This window comes from Ruegeria sp. YTSA105 (genome assembly GCF_059610225.1).
The window spans coordinates 1-14,276 of record NZ_JBXWNE010000003.1 but is presented as its reverse complement, the minus strand read 5'-3'; the positions used below and the strand labels follow the sequence as shown (position 1 = coordinate 14,276).

Annotated in this window: 15 protein-coding genes and 1 tRNA gene; 6 read left to right on the top strand and 10 right to left on the bottom strand. The window is 56.7% G+C overall.

Annotated features, from left to right (window positions below; all coding sequences use genetic code 11):
- Positions 1 to 12 precede the first annotated feature (12 nt).
- Positions 13 to 726, bottom strand: a complete 714-nt coding sequence (locus AC2FH2_RS04890) for a hypothetical protein (protein ID WP_496823068.1) — start codon at positions 724 to 726, stop codon at positions 13 to 15.
- A gap of 66 nt (positions 727 to 792) precedes the next feature.
- Positions 793 to 868: transfer RNA gene (locus AC2FH2_RS04885), tRNA-Val, on the bottom strand.
- A gap of 318 nt (positions 869 to 1,186) precedes the next feature.
- Between AC2FH2_RS04885 and modA the strand changes: the two genes are divergently transcribed.
- The 4 genes from modA (at position 1,187) to AC2FH2_RS04865 (ending at position 4,240) form a co-directional block, all read left to right on the top strand.
- Entirely contained in the window at positions 1,187 to 1,966 is a 780-nt protein-coding gene (gene modA / locus AC2FH2_RS04880) for a molybdate ABC transporter substrate-binding protein (protein ID WP_496823067.1), read from the top strand.
- A 3-nt stretch (positions 1,967 to 1,969) separates the two neighbouring features.
- Positions 1,970 to 2,662 carry a molybdate ABC transporter permease subunit gene (gene modB / locus AC2FH2_RS04875; RefSeq protein WP_142635905.1) on the top strand — a complete coding sequence of 231 codons (693 nt, stop codon included), beginning with the start codon at positions 1,970 to 1,972 and terminating at the stop codon, positions 2,660 to 2,662.
- On the top strand, positions 2,659 to 3,759 hold the full coding sequence (gene modC / locus AC2FH2_RS04870; protein WP_281995302.1) for a molybdenum ABC transporter ATP-binding protein: 1,101 nt from the start codon (positions 2,659 to 2,661) through the stop codon (positions 3,757 to 3,759). The genes modB and modC overlap by 4 nt, the downstream gene beginning before the upstream one ends.
- Before the next feature lie 73 nt (positions 3,760 to 3,832).
- The gene (locus AC2FH2_RS04865) at positions 3,833 to 4,240 is read left to right on the top strand and encodes a hypothetical protein (RefSeq protein WP_142635909.1); all 408 of its coding nucleotides are present in this window, start codon (positions 3,833 to 3,835) and stop codon (positions 4,238 to 4,240) included.
- Between the two features lie 40 nt (positions 4,241 to 4,280).
- Here AC2FH2_RS04865 and hemF read toward each other — a convergent pair whose 3' ends face one another.
- The 4 genes from hemF to clpS are packed head-to-tail and all read right to left on the bottom strand — an operon-like array spanning position 4,281 to position 7,349.
- Positions 4,281 to 5,165 (bottom strand): oxygen-dependent coproporphyrinogen oxidase, encoded by an 885-nt coding sequence (gene hemF, locus AC2FH2_RS04860; RefSeq protein ID WP_281995301.1) that lies wholly within the window; start codon positions 5,163 to 5,165, stop codon positions 4,281 to 4,283.
- 4 nt (positions 5,166 to 5,169) lie between these two features.
- Positions 5,170 to 5,973: an SDR family NAD(P)-dependent oxidoreductase gene (locus AC2FH2_RS04855; protein ID WP_142635913.1), complete on the bottom strand. Its 804-nt coding sequence runs from the start codon at positions 5,971 to 5,973 to the stop codon at positions 5,170 to 5,172.
- 37 nt (positions 5,974 to 6,010) lie between these two features.
- Entirely contained in the window at positions 6,011 to 6,976 is a 966-nt protein-coding gene (locus tag AC2FH2_RS04850; protein WP_142635915.1) for a class I SAM-dependent methyltransferase, read from the bottom strand.
- A gap of 31 nt (positions 6,977 to 7,007) precedes the next feature.
- Positions 7,008 to 7,349 (bottom strand): ATP-dependent Clp protease adapter ClpS, encoded by a 342-nt coding sequence (clpS, locus tag AC2FH2_RS04845; protein WP_142635917.1) that lies wholly within the window; start codon positions 7,347 to 7,349, stop codon positions 7,008 to 7,010.
- Between the two features lie 93 nt (positions 7,350 to 7,442).
- On the opposite strand from clpS, the gene AC2FH2_RS04840 reads away from it, so the two are divergent.
- Together AC2FH2_RS04840 and AC2FH2_RS04835 are read left to right on the top strand one after the other, a co-directional pair.
- Positions 7,443 to 8,144, top strand: coding sequence for an HAD family hydrolase (locus AC2FH2_RS04840; RefSeq protein WP_281995298.1), 702 nt, complete (start codon positions 7,443 to 7,445; stop codon positions 8,142 to 8,144).
- A 281-nt stretch (positions 8,145 to 8,425) separates the two neighbouring features.
- Positions 8,426 to 9,799, top strand: a complete 1,374-nt coding sequence (locus AC2FH2_RS04835; protein ID WP_496823065.1) for a D-alanyl-D-alanine carboxypeptidase family protein — start codon at positions 8,426 to 8,428, stop codon at positions 9,797 to 9,799.
- 95 nt (positions 9,800 to 9,894) lie between these two features.
- On the opposite strand, the gene AC2FH2_RS04830 is transcribed toward AC2FH2_RS04835, so the two are convergent.
- The 4 genes from AC2FH2_RS04830 to AC2FH2_RS04815 all read right to left on the bottom strand — a co-directional run bounded on the left by AC2FH2_RS04830 (position 9,895) and on the right by AC2FH2_RS04815 (position 13,814).
- Positions 9,895 to 11,142, bottom strand: a complete 1,248-nt coding sequence (locus AC2FH2_RS04830; protein ID WP_496823063.1) for a hypothetical protein — start codon at positions 11,140 to 11,142, stop codon at positions 9,895 to 9,897.
- 148 nt (positions 11,143 to 11,290) lie between these two features.
- The gene (locus AC2FH2_RS04825) at positions 11,291 to 12,052 is read right to left on the bottom strand and encodes a LamB/YcsF family protein (protein WP_496823061.1); all 762 of its coding nucleotides are present in this window, start codon (positions 12,050 to 12,052) and stop codon (positions 11,291 to 11,293) included.
- Between the two features lie 11 nt (positions 12,053 to 12,063).
- On the bottom strand, positions 12,064 to 13,062 hold the full coding sequence (locus AC2FH2_RS04820; protein WP_496688677.1) for a 5-oxoprolinase subunit C family protein: 999 nt from the start codon (positions 13,060 to 13,062) through the stop codon (positions 12,064 to 12,066).
- Positions 13,059 to 13,814 carry a 5-oxoprolinase subunit B family protein gene (locus tag AC2FH2_RS04815; protein ID WP_496823059.1) on the bottom strand — a complete coding sequence of 252 codons (756 nt, stop codon included), beginning with the start codon at positions 13,812 to 13,814 and terminating at the stop codon, positions 13,059 to 13,061. Before AC2FH2_RS04815 ends, AC2FH2_RS04820 begins: the two co-directional genes overlap by 4 nt.
- Between the last annotated feature and the right edge of the window lie 462 nt (positions 13,815 to 14,276).

Here is a 14,276-nt window from a genome sequence, read left to right as displayed (position 1 = left end):
GCATTGCATTCACTACCAATCAAATCTCTCATAAGTATCTGTTTCAATACAAGTAATATTTGCATCTCCGAAGGTTGAGATCGGCTCGTCCAGAACATCCACCTCTGGGGCATTGTCGGTCGAATGGATAGCATCCCAAGGCAGAGTACTCGTGTACAGCGCTTCGCAAGCCAGTTCTTCGTCCAAAGAATTCCCTGCGCTGACAGGGTCGTCACCGACGGTCAGGGCAAATGGGTTTTCCGAAGTGATGAGAGTGCCGGCGCTGTCTATGTCTGACACAACGATCTGACCATGAATTACGCCCTCGAAACCTACTGGCGGGGAAAGCTCCAGGTGGTTCAGGTTACAACCCGACAAATCCACCGGATCACCATTGGTGATCACCGAATGCTCACCACTGATTATCAGGGTATTTGCCGGTAACCCCTCCAGTGTAACACTCGCCTGATCAGACGCATGCGACACCTGGATGCCAACTTGGATCGCGTCGTCCTTGGGAACCGACAAACCGGGATCGGCCTGCATCACCTCACGGCCATCGGTATCCGGACCGTCCCATTCCAGCTTCAGCCCCGCATGGCCGTGGTTCTCGACATATCGGACTTCGATGCCATAAGTCCCAGGCTCAAGGTTGACCTCTTCTGAATACGTGCGAAACCCATGTGGCTTATCTCCTGTGTTGGAGACATCATCTCCGTTTAAGTGCAGCGGAGGCGCAGCGGACACAGTTTCATGCGCAGCACAGCAAAAGGTGCTAGCCGCGTAAGACCTTGATACATTGTAGGGAAAGAATGGTGGGTGATGAGAGACTCGAACTCCCGACATCTTCGGTGTAAACGAAGCGCTCTACCAACTGAGCTAATCACCCGTGAGGCTGCATTTAGCCAAGCCGGCGCGCGGGCGCAAGAGGGTCTGGCACAATTTCTTTCACTGAATTTAGACAAGGCGGGCATCTGGGGTGATATCACCGCCAACCAGGCTCTGATTTATCAGACTTTCTGAGGGATCACGAAATCTGAACCGGTCGTTTCGGACCAGGCACCTCCAAAATATCTTGGGTGTTGTAGCGGCTATGAATTGCCCGTTTCAAAGGTTCTTATTCACGATGCGTCCTATCGATGCTTGCACGCCCCCCGCCGCCTCAGATATCCCCTGATGGAACCTTAACCTACGAGACGGGAACAATATGACCCTGTCATCCGCAAGCCGTTTTCTGGCTGCTGCTATTGTTTTGGGTAGTTTGATATCGACTCCGCTGCGTGCAGAGGCCGACGATGTTTTAGTTTTTGCTGCTGCCAGTCTGAAAAATGCTCTGGATTCACTTGTACCGGGTTTTGAACGGCAAAGCGGTCAGGAGGTTGTCATATCGTATGCGGCGTCTTCTATACTGGCACGTCAAATTCAACAGGGCGCCCCGGCGGATGTGTATATTTCAGCCAACAGTGACTGGATGGACGTCCTTCATGAGAATGGGCTGATTGATGCTGGATCGCGGGTTAACCTTTTGGGAAATGGGCTTGTCCTGATCGGTGGGCCGACGGCCGTTGAAATTGAGGGGTTTTCCCCGCAGACGGACATCTCAGCCGCTTTGTCAGGTGGGCATCTTGCGATGGCCCTGGTCGATGCCGTGCCTGCAGGAATTTACGGCAAAGCGGCGCTGCAAAACCTAGGTCTTTGGGATAGTGTTCAGCAGCAGGTGGCGCAGACCGACAATGTACGCGCGGCTCTGGCATTGGTTGCCGCGGGGGCTGCCCCCTTGGGTGTTGTCTACCGATCGGATGCCCAGGCCGAGGATCGGGTGCGGGTTGTGGCCTCTTTCCCTGCAAATCTTCACCCGGAAATTGTCTACCCGGCCGCTGTAACAACGCAAGCCTCAGCCGAGGCATATGCATTCCTAAGCTACCTACAGACCGACGCAGCGATGGCAGTCTTTGCAGAGCAGGGATTTGCCCTGCCGGGCGACTAGCCGATGGGTTGGCTGGGACCGGAAGAACTTGAGGCGCTGAAATTGTCGCTGCGTGTCTCTTTCTGGGCAACGCTGGTTACTTTGCCCTTTGGTGTATTCGTTGCCTATGCACTGGCGCGCTGGCGCTTTCCCGGGCGACAAGTGTTGAATGGGTTGGTGCATTTGCCATTGATCCTGCCGCCCGTTGTTACGGGATATCTGCTGCTATTGACCTTTGGTATTCAGGGCCCGATTGGTGGACCTCTGGCGGGGCTTGGAATTGTCTTTGCGTTTCGCTGGACCGGCGCGGCGCTGGCCGCTGGGATCATGGCGTTTCCGCTGATGGTCCGTGCTATTCGCCTTTCGATCGAAGCCGTCGACCCTAAGCTCGAACAGGCCGGAGCCACGCTGGGTGCCTCGCGTCTTTGGGTTTTTGTCACCGTAACTTTGCCGATGATTCTGCCGGGGGTAATCGCCGGGACCATCCTTGCCTTTGCAAAAGCCATGGGTGAGTTCGGCGCGACGATCACCTTTGTTTCGAACATACCTGGACAGACACAGACGTTGCCATCGGCCGTTTATGCGTTTCTGCAGGTTCCGGGTGGTGAGGCGGCGGCGATGCGGCTAGTGGTGATATCGGTCATCATCGCGATGGGGGCGCTGCTGTTGTCAGAGTTTGTCGGTCGTCGCGCCGCGGCAAGAGTGTCGGGGACATGAGCCTTTCCGTCAATCTGCAACATGATCTGCCAGGTATTCAGTTGGATGCCAAATTTGATGCGCCTGCCGGGGTGACGGTTCTGTATGGAAGGTCCGGCGCCGGTAAGACGACAATCGTTAACGCTGTTGCGGGATTGCTGGAGCCCAAAGCTGGTCGCGTATCCGTGGACGGGTGGACGTTGTTCGATACGGAAAAGCGCCTTTGGCTGCCTCCGCATAAACGCCGCTTGGGGTATATTTTTCAGGAAGGACGGCTGTTCCCGCATCTGACAGTGCGCCAGAACCTGTCCTATGGACGCTGGTTTGCGCCCAAAAGCGTGCCGCGCGAAGACCTCGATAAGGTAATTGAGATGTTGGGGATCGGGCATCTTCTGGACCGTCGTCCACTGAGCTTGTCAGGTGGCGAGAAGCAGCGTGTTGCCATAGGCCGCGCCTTATTGGCCAGCCCGCGTCTGATCCTCGCGGATGAGCCTCTGGCCGCATTGGATGATGCACGGAAGGCCGAGATACTGCCCTATTTCGAACGGCTTCGGGATGAGATTTCGGTGCCGATCCTTTATGTGACCCACTCGGCAGCCGAAGTTGCGCGGCTGGCAACTTCTGTCGTAGCCCTGCAGGACGGTAAGGTGGTTCGGCAAGGCCCGGCTTCCGAAGTGATGGCTGATCCTTCTGTGGCCCCGCTCGGTGTCAGAGCCGTTGGTGCGGTGCTTCAGGTGCAGGTATCAGCTCACCATGCAGATGGGTTGACCGAGTTGGCAGCCGAAGAGGCGCGCCTATTTCTGCCGCGTATTCCCCATAGGGTCGGTGAAAGCCTGCGTATTCGCATCCCCGCACAAGAGGTGATCCTTGCCAGTAAGCGGCCCGAGGGCCTGTCAGCGCTGAATGTACTGGAGGGCAGGGTTGATACGATCCGAGCCGGGGAAGGCCCCGGTGCGATCGTCTCTGTCATTACACCTGCAGGGACTATTCTGGCTCGGATCACCCGACGTTCGGTTGAAGCCCTTGGGCTTGCTGCGGGTAAACCTTGCTTTGCGGTGATAAAAACCGTGGCGCTTGCGCCGCAGGATGTCGGTGGGCGGCTGCACTTTGAGAATTGAAACTGCGCTTTACGGAAAGAGTATCTGTTCTATGATTTCCCAAGGAAATCTTTTTTGCCCGGGGTCAAGCATCATGAAATACTTAATATCAACATGTGCTCTAACGCTGATGATGGTGCCTGCCATGGCCCAGGCTGTTGGGTTCGGGGTCGGTATAAACCCCGCATTCCGAACGACAGTGACACCACGTGACAATGGCGTTTACGAGGTCGCAACCAGCGGCAGCTCTGCGCCTGTGGCCTACTGGTGCGGGATCGGGGATTTTGCGATACGCACGCTTAGAACCAAATCGAACCAGCGTATTTACATAACCCGTGCCTATGACAAACAGACACGGACGGTGCAATTCTCGCTGACTGCGCCCGAAGGGGTTGATACGACGCCGGGCTATTCGGTTACTGTCAAACGCGTTGGCGAGAACATGTCAGCGGCATCGGCGCAGCGCTATTGCTCTGACAATTTCATGGATTTCGGGTTCTGAAACCCCGGAAGTAGAAAGCACCGCAGAGGCAGGTCAGGCGTTAGACCCATTTGGCCAAGGGCGGCAGGCTCATAAGCACTGCGTCCGGGTCGTGCCCGGTCTCTAGCCCGAATTTGGTTCCGCGGTCATAGACAAGGTTGTATTCGGCATAGAGCCCGCGATGAATCAGTTGGGTATCCTTATCGGCGGCGTCAAAGCTCTGTTGCCTGCGCTTTTCAACCAAAGGCAGAAAGGCTGGCAAGAAGGCCCGCCCGATATCCTGTGTCAGGGCAAAGTCCGATGACCAGTCTCCGGTGCAATAGTCATCCAGAAAGATACCGCCGACACCGCGGGCGCGCTTGCGGTGCGGGATAAAGAAATACTCGTCGGCCCACTCTTTCAAACGCGGATAGTGGCCCGGTCCGTGGGGATCCAGATGGGCCTTCTGGGTTGCGTGGAAATGGGCAGTGTCTTCGTCATATTCGATACAGGGGTTCAGGTCTGATCCGCCGCCGAACCACCAGGCGTGAGGTGTCCAGAACATGCGCGTATTCATGTGAACAGCGGGAGCGTGCGGGTTCTGCATATGGGCAACCAGGCTGATACCCGAGGCCCAGAACCGCGGGTCCTCGGTCATTCCGGGAATGCCTTTTCGGGCAGCCATTGCCTGTTGCGCCCGTTCCCCGAGCTGGCCGAATACTGTCGAGACATTGACGCCGACTTTCTCGAACACGCGGCCGCCGCGCATCACGGACATCAAACCGCCACCGGCGTCCGCCCCGTCATCCGAATGCCGTTTGGTCTCTTTGACTTCGAAGCGACCGGGTTGAGCATCGGAAAAAGGTCCGGTGTCGTGGGAATCCTCAAGCTGCTCAAAAGCGTTTACGATTTCATTGCGCAAGTCACGAAACCAGGCTGCGGCGGTGGCTTTTTCAGTATCGAACATCTGTTTAATGGGCCGGGGCTGCGACGGGGTCCAGCAAAGTGCGTCCACCGTCAATGGTTAGGATTTGTCCAGTGATGAAACCTGCGGCGTCCGAGGCAAGGTACTGTGCGGTTTCGGCCAGTTCGTTTGGCGCGGCAATCCGGGAAAGGGGTGTGTGCTTTTCGATATCATCCCGAAATGTGCGATTTTCCTTGAGCGTGGATTGCAGCGAAGCGCTCATCACCGATCCCAGCGCGATCGAGTTCACGCGGATGCGGTTTGGGGCAAGGGCAACGGCCAGGGATCGGGTCAACTGATCAAGCGCTGCTGTAGACACCGAATAGGCCATCAGATCGGGATGGGTGCGACGGGCAGCAATCGAAGATAAATTGATGATGGATCCCGCAGGGTTTTCGTTTTCATCATCACCGGATTGCTTGATCATCCGTTTGGCAACAAGTTGGCTCAGTCGCAAGGCAGGCATCAGGTTCTGGTTCAACAAGGTGCGGACCGAGTCGTCTTCCATATCCAATGGATCAGACGGAATTACCTGGCGCGAGCCATTTATCAGGATGTCGACCTGTTCGAAAGCGTCAATCGTGGCCGAAAGCAGGTTCGCAATCGTCAGCTTTTCACGCAGATCCCCGGCGAAGAAACGGATGTTGCTGTCATCTGCCTGCTCGCCCAGTTCATTGGCCAGTCGTTTTTCATCCATGTCGGCGAACATGACATTGGCCCCGGCATCCGCGAAGTGACGTCCGATGGCCAATCCGACACCATTTGCACCACCTGTGACGATCGCGGTCTTGCCGGCTATGGAAAAGGACATGCGTGTTCTCCTGATGTGCGGTGCAGGTTAGCGGGTATCACCGCCGAGGGCGAGAGGCGTGGAAGACTTTGAAACGATTGTCCCCGGTCACTTCCTTCACCTGCGCGAAGGCCTCGTTCAGCGTAATTTCATAGGGTAGGTGTCGATTGGCGACCATCCAAAGGGAACCGCCCCGTGTCAGACTGCGCGCAGCAGATTTGATGAATCCCTGACCCAACGTGGGATCAGCACTGCGCGATGTGTGAAACGGCGGGTTCATAATGACCGTATCCAGCGGCTCAGGCGCGCGCCAGGTGACCGCGTCGGCCCAGTGGAACTGTGCACGGTCGTCTTTTACATTTGCACGAGCACATTGCAGGGCGATGTGATCGGCCTCGACCAGATGCAATTCCTGCAGCCCCTTTGCACCCATTAGCCCTGTGGATAGGTATCCCCAGCCAGCCCCCAGATCGGCGACCCGACCGCCCAGTTTTTCAGGCAGGGCGGCAAGCAGCATTACTGAGGCCGGGTCGACCCCGTCTGCAGAAAATACTCCGGGCGCTGTCTGAAATCCGTCGGCGGATTGGGTGGCGGGTGCGGCCCAGTCCTCGAACGCGTTTACGTCGGACTGGAACCAAAAGATCTTGCCATGTGCTTTTGCGATGGGCCCCTGCACGGTTACGCGTTTGCGAATATCCTTCAACAGGCTGTCGACGCCATTTGTCTTGGCGCCATCAATCACAACCAACCCGTCCGCGCGCTGGCAGGCCTGATGCACAAGGCTGCGGGCCAAGGCCTTGGCGCGGGGCAGGAACACGATTGCATCCTGGCACGGGTCATCAGCCTCGGGCGTGGCCGTGAACCCATGGTCTGCAAAATGGTCGTGAAACGGCTTGAAGGGCTGAACCACTTGCGTCTCTGAGGCCAGCCCAGAGAGGTCTTCCTCGGGCGTTGGCCCAATCACGGACAGGGGTTGCGCGATTTCAAGGCCGCTTTGCAAGGCAAGGTCTAGGCGAGGGGACATTGGCAATTCCGAAAAGAGGTCAGGCGTCGCCTTACTCTTCGCGTTCCATAGTGCACTGCAGGGGGTGTTGATGGCGGCGAGCAAAATCCATGACTTGCCCGACCTTGGTTTCGGCAATCTCATGACTGAAGACACCAACAACGGCGACGCCCTTCTTGTGGACGGTTAGCATGATCTCGAACGCCTCTGCGTGGGTCATGCCGAAAAAACGTTCCAATACGTGAACGACAAACTCCATCGGGGTGTAGTCGTCATTCAAAAGCAGCACTTTGTACAGCGGCGGGCGTTTGGTCTTGGGGCGCGTCTGTACCAGGATCGACGAATCTGCATCGTCGTCCGGTTTGTCAGACATCATCCATTGGTTCTCAAACATTAGGCGCAAACGTCCGATTCAGGCTTCGGTTTATCTGTGCGCTTATATAACGTCCAATGCGTCAGATAAAAGAGCCAGCAGGACGTTATCCAAATGGGCGAAAAACTAACCACAATCGGGTTCGATGCCGATGACACGCTGTGGCACAACGAACGGTTCTTTCAGCTGACGCAGGCACATTTTGTCGACCTGCTATCAGATCATGCCGAATCGGATCACCTGAAGGACCGATTGCTGGCTGCCGAAAAACGCAATATCCGGCATTATGGGTATGGAATCAAAGGCTTCACCCTCTCCATGATCGAAACGGCGATCGAAGTGACCGAAGACCGTGTTCCTGCAGGGGTCATTCGCCAACTGATCGAAGCGGGGCAAGAGATGTTGGCCCATCCGATCGAGCTGTTGCCCTATGCCCGGCAGGCCATCGAAAGCGCTGCCGACACCCACCGCGTAATTCTTATCACCAAGGGCGATCTGATAGACCAGGAACGCAAACTTGCGCAGTCCGGTTTGGGCGATCTGTTCGACGGGGTCGAGATCGTGTCTGAAAAGACCCCGGAAATCTATCGCCAAATCTTCGCGCAGCATGGCGAGGGGCCCGCTGCGGCTATGATGGTCGGAAATTCGATGCGGTCCGATGTGGTTGCTCCGATTCAGGCCGGATGCTGGGGCGTATACGTGCCGCATGGGCTGGTCTGGGAGATCGAGCAGGCCGACGTGCCGGCCGACAGTTCCAGATACCACGAATTGCCCGATCTTGGTGGATTGACGGCGCTTGTTCGCTCTTTGAGTTGATGTTGCCATTTGGTCGCAGTTTCCGAAAATAGGGGCCGGCCGACGACACAGTCTTGACGAAATGGCAGGTTTAGCGGTGCGCCGCCGTTTGCACCGCCACATCTAGTGGGTCTTTGACATACGCTGAAAGCGCTAAAGTTATGAGCTTTCGGTTTCTTTCGCGGGGGTGCTGTGCTACGCTGATGGGTAATAAAATAAATAGTAGCTGACCGGGAAAACCCGGCGGCCTGAGGTAGACAGAGGCAAAAATCGTGCAGGTACGGCGGACAGTTCCGGCCCCTATGGGCGTATTCCTTGCAGCATTCCTGTTGTTGTTTTCCTTCGCTCCGGTGCAGGGCATTGCTGCCCCATATGCGGCGATGGTGATCGACGCGCGAACGGGCGAAGTGCTGCATTCCCGAAACGCCGATACACGCCTCCATCCGGCCTCGTTAACCAAAATGATGACACTGTACATCGCATTTGAAGCGGTTCGGAACGGCGAAATCACTCTCGATACGCAGGTGACCATCACCAAAAAGGCTTCCTCTGAACCGCCTTCAAAGCTGGGTTTACGTTCGGGGCAGAAAATTGCTTTCCGCTATTTGATCCGTGCGGCGGCGGTGAAGTCGGCCAATGACGCTGCCACTGCCATTGGTGTCGCCCTCAGCGGGTCCGAGGCTGCCTTTGCGCGCCGCATGACACGTACCGCCAAGGCGATGGGAATGAGCCGTACAACCTTTAAGAACGCACATGGTCTGACCGAGGCCGGACATCTGTCGACCGCACGGGACATGACCACGCTGGGACGGCATCTGCTGTATGATTACCCGCAATATTACAACCTGTTTTCGCGCCAATCCACGAATGCGGGGATCAAAACCGTTCCCAATACGAACCGTCGCCTGCTAGCGGCCTATCGCGGTGCGGATGGGATCAAGACGGGCTATACCCGTGCAGCTGGGTTCAATCTGGTTGCCTCGGCCAAGCGCAAGGACGAACGGATCATCGCGACTGTCTTTGGTGGCAAATCCGGCGCATCGCGCAATGCCAAAGTAGCCGAGCTGTTGGACATGGGTTTCCGCCGCGCCCCGTCGCGCGCGCCGATCCGCAAACCAGCCCGGCCGGCCTATGCCGGTAATGCAGGTTTGAATGCGAAAGTCGCCAGCGTAAGCGGCGCGCCCACAAGAAGCCTGCGACCGGTTCTTCGACCCCAGCGGGGGAGTACCGTTCTAGTGGCGAACAATGTCGCCGCAACCGCAGCCAAGAACGACGCGCGGATTCAGGACGGTATCGCCGCAGCCATCGCCTCGGCCGGTGTAGAGACGCCGACCGAAGGAACGACGCGCCCGACGGTCCGCACGGATGATCTGGTGCTGGCCTCGGCAGAACAGCCCGAGCCAGAGCAGGAAATCGTCACACGCTTGTCGACCTCTGGCGGTCATTTGTGGGGCGTGAATGTGGGGCGCTATACGACCCGGTACGAGGCTGAAAAGGTTCTACTGAAAACGGCCCTGTCGGAAATGACTACATTGGAAGGCACGCTGCGCAAGGTCAATCAAAACTCACGCGGGTTCGACGCGACGTTCCAGGGCATGACCCGAGAGCAAGCCGATCTGGCCTGCCGCAGACTTCAGGCCCGCAATGTCACCTGTTTCATGATCGGGCCGTCATAAGACCCGACATATACTCTCCTGGATGGGTCTGGCCACGGAATTCCGTGGCCCTTTTTTTCTGAGCGAGCGTGCCGTAGTAGGTGGCAGGGGTCAGGTCAGTCGAATACGTGGCCGTGCTGATATTGCTCATCCTGACCGGCGGCCGCAGTCAGGGCCGCGACGTTATCTTTGGTAAAGAACCCATCATACTTATGACAGCGCTCTATATACTCGGTGATCAGCAGAGTGTTCTTCGAATGTTTTGAGAAAATCTGCTTGAGGTTCGGATCGTCTTTGCACTCTCCAACCACATGGGCCAGGAATGGCACCCCCTGGTCTTTCAGAGTGTTCACAACGAAATCCACATTCTTTTCGCCCGCACCGTGATCGCCGTCCAGAATCTCGATCGCCATGTGATGCAGCCGACGTCCGAAATTGCGGACGAATTCCTCGGTTGGCATGGGCCGTTTGGCAAAAGAGTTTACAAACGAAGGCGTATTATTGGCTGTAAATACCTTAGCCGGGGATTTCTTGTCATCATCCACACCGGCATTGCGGTTCACATTGGTCGACGAATTCATGTCGAAAATGTTGTACGCCCCCCAGAAATAGTAGGGCACCATCGTCAGAAATTCGAGGATCGCATCCTCGCGCTCACCAGCCAGAACGCGTGTCGCCAGATGGTCGATGCCCAACATCAGTGAAGAGATATTGCTATCGGCACCAAAGGCAGCAGCCTCATCCAGTCGCGCTTGTTCTGCGCTGCTGAGCAATACCCTGTCGCCCAGACCCAAACTGTCGGTATCGTTGAAATCCAGCGTTGAATAACCGACCCGGTTGCAGGTGAAATCAGAAGGGGTGGTGAACCGAAGGCCCTTTAGCGTGTAAAACGGGTTCTCGGTGTCGCCGGAATATTCGAACCGGATATTCTGATCCTCCAGCGTTTTGGTCAGCGTGTTCAGGTCAGTGGCGCCAAACACTTCGCCAACATAGCGCGTTTGCGGCGTGTTTCGTGCCAACGGGTACATGCGGTTGATGCGCGGGATGAAGTCTTCGAATGTCGGGCTAAGCGGAGCCATCACGATGAGCGCCGGGTAGTCCAGGTGTGAATGCAGGACCGAGTATTTATGCGTCCGTCCAAGATAGCTGGCCGTGTGACGGTATGGCGACATCACATATAGCTCGACCAGAGTGTCGAAAAGAACGTCAGTTTCGACCTGAAGCACGACAGCGCGCATGGGCCCAACCTGCTGGGCGACACCAGATCTGGCACGGCGTTCGTAAATTTTTGGCAAATACTCGTTGAAGAAGTCCGTATTCTTCTTGTCGCCGCGTGGTTCGTAAGACGCTAAATCAAAAGACATAAAGTTACTCCTTGCCCAGACTAGGCAAACCAGGTGCGGTTCGTTGCCGGGATTGTGGTATTCAGAACATATGCTTGCTGACATGCTAGGGAGGGAATTCAGCCTCGGCAACAGTCTGAGTACGGGCGGACGCATTGCACCCGCGGGATTACCGCAGGAACTTTGTCACTTCGACCCCGCCCGCGATCAGGTTTTCGCGGACCGAATGCGCAATCTGAACGGCGGTTGGTCCATCCCCGTGCAGGCAGATCGTGTCGATCGCGGTTTCAAGCCTTTTGCCGGTTTCGGTAATGATGGCCCCTTCGCGGACCATTTCCAGAATTCGAGGCCCTGCAATTTCGGGGTCGTGGATGACGGCTCCGGGCAAGCTTCGGTCGACCAGAGTGCCATCGTCGTTATAGGCGCGGTCGGCAAAGATTTCGCCGACCCACTTGCAGCCCAATTCCCGAACGGCTTCTTCCTGCTTGGTGACGGCCAGCACCATGATGATGATATCTGGGTTCACGTCCAGCGCGCCCTGATAACAGGCCCGCGCCATGTCGATATCGACCGAACACATGTTGGACAATGCACCGTGCAGCTTCAGATGCCGGACCTGCGTTCCAACGGCGTTTGCCATACCGATCGCCGATCCCAACTGATACCGAACAAGATTTCGCAGGCTATCGTGGGGTATTTTCATATTGCGGCGGCCAAATCCCTGTAGGTCAGGAAAGCCGGGATGCGCGCCAATGCCGACACCGTTTTCCGCAGCCAGGGTCATCGTTTGCGCCATGACGTCCGGATCGCCCGCGTGAACGCCACAGGCAATGTTGGCCGAAGTGATAATCCGCAACAGGCTTTTGTCATCGCCCATGCTCCAGGGGCCAAAGCTTTCCCCCATATCGGCATTAAGATCTACGCTGGGCATCGGCAAACTCCTTAGTCTGTGGCAGAGATCATTCCGCTGACCAGTTGATAAGATAGCAGGTCAGCAATGTCATGAGGATCACGGATCAGCGGTTCGACCTTGGATGGCAAGTTGGCCAGTTCTTTTTGAAAAGCCGCCTGCAGGGAAATGGCCTCGTCCATTTCGACCAGCCTGAACTGAAGCTGTACGCCCGCCGGGGTTTGCGCAGCCCGCGGCAGGTCACAGGGAAGGACGGTCGCAATTCTGGGATACCCGCCGGTTGTCTGACACTCGGGCAGCAGAATAAAGGGATTGCCAGTGCCGGTCATCTGAATGTCGCCGGGGGCGATGACCTCGGACAATATGTTCAGCTGCCCCTTTGCGGCGAAACCCTCTCCGTCGCCTTCCAGCTGCATTCCCATGCGATTTGCGCGGGACCCGCGAGTGAATGTCGTGCGCAAAAAGCGGTCCAGCGTTTGCCGGTCGAACAGTTCGGTCTGAAAACTGGCCACAACCCGCAGCGAACCGCCCGAGAACCGATCTTCAGCGCGCAACTTCTGTCCTGCCTGCTGTGACGCTGCCCCGGCGGATAAGCTGTCTCCGGCCTGTAGGGCGCGCCCGATTTTGGCAGTAAGGTGAGTTGAGCGGGATCCCAGAAACTCCTGCACCTCAATACCGCCGCCCAGGTGCAAATATCCATAGGTTCCCCGTGTGGCGGCCCCGACTATCACCCGCTGTCCGGTCTCAAGGCGGTAAGAGGCATTCCACGAAATGGCAGCGCCATCAATACTGGCCTGCATCGGTGCGCCCGTCAGTGCAATCTGTATGGGATGAGTGGCCTCAAACTCACCGCCCATTCCGGCCATTTCAAGCGCGGCAAGTTTAGGACTTTGCCTCAACAATGCGGCGCCTTCGTGCAGGGCCAGTAAATCTGCTGCGCCAGATCGGGAAAGCCCTTGATCCAGATATCCGTGGCGGCCTTGGTCCTGTATTGTACAAGCAGGCCCTATGCGCAGGACAGACAGGCTCAAACCGCGATCTCCTGACAGGTCGCGCCGCCTGATCCATCAACGTCATTGGCGCGTATCGCCTCTAATTCCTCACGCGTGACTGACACGAACTGCATTTCGTCGCCGGGTTTCAGGGCAAAGCTGTTCTGTGCTTCAGGACGAAAACAGCGAAAAGCGGTTTGGCCAATATGTCGCCACCCGGTTGGTGTGGGTCCCGAGAAAAGGACAAATTGCGAAATCGCCAATACCAAAGCGCCCTCGGGCACCATCGGGGTCAACTTCTTGAGGCGCGGTATGTTGAACTCAGGGCCGAGCGGGCCAAGATATGGCTGACCGGGAGCAAATCCGATCGTCAGGACGCGGACGGTTGTGGCGCTCAATCGATGAACGGCTTCATCGGGGGACAGCCTGGCCGCAGCCGCAGCCTCATCTAATTGAGGGGCAAGCGCGCCGCCATAAACCGTGGGGACACGCCATAACCTGCGCCCCTGGGGGAGGGGCGCTTTGTACCAATCCTGCCGCCGCAACAGCTGCTCGACCCGGTCGCGAAGGTTTGCGTGGGCAAACTGGGATGGTTCAAATCGGATATAAGTCGACGCCAGCGTCGCAGAGGTTTCAATGACACCTTCCCACCGTTCAGAATCCACCGCAGCTCGAAACGCCAATGCTGCCCGGTTCGATGGCTCGGCCATGGTTTCGGCGAAAGAGACCAGCAGGCCGTCAAAGCCGACGGTGCATATGCGTGGGAAGATGGCGGCGTGTGTTCGTGTCATCTCGCTGCGTGCCAGTATGTAACTAGTCAGGTGACCTGAACGCAATCCAGAGCGTTTCGCAAGAGAGGGTGCAAAGTATTTGCCGGTGCATCCCCGTTTCAGACCGCGTGCAGGCAAATTCCGACTCGGTGCGGGTGTGTTTCATACCGGGCGACTCATACGAGTCTTGTAGTAGACGTGGGGAGCTCAACAATATGTTGATATCGGGCATAGCTCGTACGGAAAGCAGTGTGGATACCTTAGGCGTGATAATGGGCTTTCCTGGGTGCATCGGTCGAATTTGTCACCTTAATTATCTGAATTTATTGAGTAAAATAAGAAAGTGCAAAAAAGTTTCTCAGGGCGTGATTTTCTGCTTGCGGTGTATGTTTGTAATGCTTAGAACCCCCTTCACCGGCGCTGCTGAGGCGCTTGTGACACACTGGAGAGACGGTGGGACGGGTTGGAGAGACGGCCGGACGC

What these genes read in the sequence shown, in the direction of transcription:
- modA (WP_496823067.1), top strand. Translation starts at nt 1,187, where the DNA reads ATGACCCTGTCATCCGCAAGCCGTTTTCTGGCTGCTGCTATTGTTTTG.
- modB (WP_142635905.1), top strand. Translation starts at nt 1,970, where the DNA reads ATGGGTTGGCTGGGACCGGAAGAACTTGAGGCGCTGAAATTGTCGCTG.
- modC (WP_281995302.1), top strand. Translation starts at nt 2,659, where the DNA reads ATGAGCCTTTCCGTCAATCTGCAACATGATCTGCCAGGTATTCAGTTG.
- AC2FH2_RS04865 (WP_142635909.1), top strand. Translation starts at nt 3,833, where the DNA reads ATGAAATACTTAATATCAACATGTGCTCTAACGCTGATGATGGTGCCT.
- hemF (WP_281995301.1), bottom strand. Translation starts at nt 5,165, where the DNA reads ATGTTCGATACTGAAAAAGCCACCGCCGCAGCCTGGTTTCGTGACTTG.
- AC2FH2_RS04855 (WP_142635913.1), bottom strand. Translation starts at nt 5,973, where the DNA reads ATGTCCTTTTCCATAGCCGGCAAGACCGCGATCGTCACAGGTGGTGCA.
- AC2FH2_RS04850 (WP_142635915.1), bottom strand. Translation starts at nt 6,976, where the DNA reads ATGTCCCCTCGCCTAGACCTTGCCTTGCAAAGCGGCCTTGAAATCGCG.
- clpS (WP_142635917.1), bottom strand. Translation starts at nt 7,349, where the DNA reads ATGTTTGAGAACCAATGGATGATGTCTGACAAACCGGACGACGATGCA.
- AC2FH2_RS04840 (WP_281995298.1), top strand. Translation starts at nt 7,443, where the DNA reads ATGGGCGAAAAACTAACCACAATCGGGTTCGATGCCGATGACACGCTG.
- AC2FH2_RS04835 (WP_496823065.1), top strand. Translation starts at nt 8,426, where the DNA reads ATGGGCGTATTCCTTGCAGCATTCCTGTTGTTGTTTTCCTTCGCTCCG.
- AC2FH2_RS04830 (WP_496823063.1), bottom strand. Translation starts at nt 11,142, where the DNA reads ATGTCTTTTGATTTAGCGTCTTACGAACCACGCGGCGACAAGAAGAAT.
- AC2FH2_RS04825 (WP_496823061.1), bottom strand. Translation starts at nt 12,052, where the DNA reads ATGCCCAGCGTAGATCTTAATGCCGATATGGGGGAAAGCTTTGGCCCC.
- AC2FH2_RS04815 (WP_496823059.1), bottom strand. Translation starts at nt 13,814, where the DNA reads ATGACACGAACACACGCCGCCATCTTCCCACGCATATGCACCGTCGGC.